This is a genomic window from Microcoleus sp. MON2_D5 (genome assembly GCF_036701905.1).
Taxonomy (GTDB): Bacteria; Cyanobacteriota; Cyanobacteriia; order Cyanobacteriales; family Microcoleaceae; genus Microcoleus.
Genome location: NZ_JAUBRM010000211.1, coordinates 1 through 2457, shown reverse-complemented (window position 1 = coordinate 2457; position 2457 = coordinate 1). Strand labels below are relative to the sequence as shown.

At 42.5% G+C, this 2457-nt stretch carries 1 protein-coding gene; it reads right to left on the bottom strand.

Going from position 1 to position 2457, the window contains the following annotated elements:
* Positions 1-122: 122 nt before the first annotated feature.
* On the bottom strand, positions 123-1835 hold the full coding sequence (gene ltrA, locus QUA47_RS30685) for a group II intron reverse transcriptase/maturase (RefSeq protein ID WP_333433605.1): 1713 nt from the start codon (positions 1833-1835) through the stop codon (positions 123-125).
* Between the last annotated feature and the right edge of the window lie 622 nt (positions 1836-2457).

The following is a 2457-nucleotide window of genomic DNA, read 5'->3' as shown; positions in this document are numbered from 1 at the left end:
TGTTAGAGTCGATAGAGGTGTTGCCACCTCTACCTCTCCTTCAGAACCGGACGTGAGACTTTCACCTCATCCGGCTCCTTGATAATTCCACCTCTGTTATAGGTACGATTCAAGACCAACTATCAGGTTTTAACACTTCCTTTAGAGCGCATTGACCCGTCTGTTGCTGTCTTTGTGTCGTGGCAGTGTTTATGCAGAAGTTGTAGGTTGTCATAGGTATCCTTTCCACCTAATGATGTCGGCTTAATATGGTCAACTTCTACAATGTCTATACTGGTAAAGTATAAACCACAGTGAAGACAAATACCCTTTTGACGTTTAATTAATGATGCAACCCTTTTAGGAGTTTCTGGGTATTCGCCTCTACGCTTGCTCCAATAAGTCCAGTTACCATCAAACGGACTAGCATCACCTTTTACCTTGATATGCCTGACGATTGGCGTTTCTGTATGGGTGTATAACTTTAGTCCGTCCTCTGTACTGAAACACCAATTTCGGTCGCCTACCGTTCTCCAGTATTTGTTCTTATTGATGTTCCTTTTCCCCCTTGATTTAGCCCAAGCTCTTAACTTGTGGTAGATTAGGTTGTCAACCTTTGTAAAAATACCTTTGCTAACAACTCTTGAGTAATAGTTTGACCATCCCTTAACGATTGGATTCAGCTTACTAATTAAAGCAGCTTGAGGGGCGGTTTTATGGGCATCTATTACCTTTTCCATGTTGGCTATGTGTGTTTTAAACTTGGATTTTGAGGGTGTAATTAGTGTTTTGAAACCTAGTGATATTCCTTCTGAACTCTTGGCACATCGGTAGTCACCTACTGTGTGTTGTTGTATTTGGAATCCTAGAAACTCAAACCCAACATTTCCATTTATTTCATTAAGGGTGTGGGTTAATCTTGTTTTACTTGGTTTCAATTCCAATCCCATATCACTTAACCATTCAGCGATTATCTCTTGACATTTCATGACTACGTTTAAATCCTTGTGGATTATTACGAAATCATCAGCATATCGGATTAGGCTAAGGGCTTGACGGTTTTTCCGTTTTGCCCCTTTTAGTGTTTCCGCGTACTGTTTTACTCTTTCTTCCATACCATGTAAGGCAATATTCGCAAGTAATGGGGAGATGACCCCGCCTTGTGGTGTACCCTCCTTGGTAGGGAATAATTCTTTCTGCACACAGTATCCTGCTTTAAGCCAGCATTTTATTTGACGGCTCAAAGTGGGGTATGTGTGTATTTTGGCAAGTAACGCTTTATGGTCTATGCGGTCGAAGCACTTGGCAATATCAGCATCCAGCACATATTTTGCTTTTTTACCAATACTGTCGAATATTGCTTGAATCGCATCGTGACAGGAACGTCCTGGTCGAAAACCATAAGAGTTAGGCTCGAATTTTGCTTCCCACTCAGGTTCTAACGCCATCTTACATAGCGCTTGCAATGCACGGTCGTTTATAGTTGGGATTCCTAATGGTCTAGTTTCCGTTGTTCCGGGTTTAGGAATATTAACCCTACGAGTGGGCTTTGCCTTTCCGGTTAACTTTAACTTGCCTGCCAAGTTAATACGTTGCTTTGGGGTCAGAGCTTTAATTCCATCCACACCAGCAGTATTTTTACCTTGATTATCTTGTGTCACCCTACGAACCGCAATACATTTTGCTGACCAAGACCTAATTAGGGTCTTCTGAAGTTTGCGAACCGCTTTAACATCACCACGTTCACTCGCTTGGAATATGCGCTTTTGCAATTTAAAAGCCACCCTTTCTAGCTTTCGCCAGTTGATGTCTTTCCACTCCACCGTCTGATAATTCAGCGTTTTAGATATATTCATTGCTACTTGTTCTACTCCATTGGAATTACCGTGTATCCGTCAGCATATCCCTCGCATTACCAAGGGCGTCGCTTCTGATACAATCCCTCTCTCTTAAAACCATTCGTTAGCTACTTACTGAATATCGACCTATCCAGAGATTTAAGAGAGTTACTTCGTTCCGATTACACATTGTTTGAGTCTTTAGCGTGATGCTATCCACCGGGTTTACGGGCGGTGCTGATAAGTCGGGTCGCTAACCGCTTATGCCCTATCCTTGCCTTTTGGCTTGGTGTTAATCATTCTTTACCGTATTTCCCAACGGATTTATTCTGATTCAGCCATTACACCATTAGAATTGACGATGGTTTAACCACATCTTTGCTTTCGCTACGCATGGACTTTTGCTCAACAGTTACCAGTTTTGGCTGCCAGTAGTTCTGTCTTTTAACCCCGCTTTAGTCTGTTGGTTGCTACCCTTCAAACTAGGGGTTATGCTTTCACCTCTGCACTTGAGGGATAGGACTAACCGCACGGCGGCGCACCTACAAATGTAATCAGTTGTCACTAACTGCTTGATCAGCTAGACTAACCATCCCATAAGCTTTTCAGCTTATTTTCGGTTAAACGAATCGCACAGCGA

Excerpts from the sequence above, each read along its gene's own strand:
- ltrA (WP_333433605.1), bottom strand. The coding sequence starts at position 1,835 with ATGAATATATCTAAAACGCTGAATTATCAGACGGTGGAGTGGAAAGAC.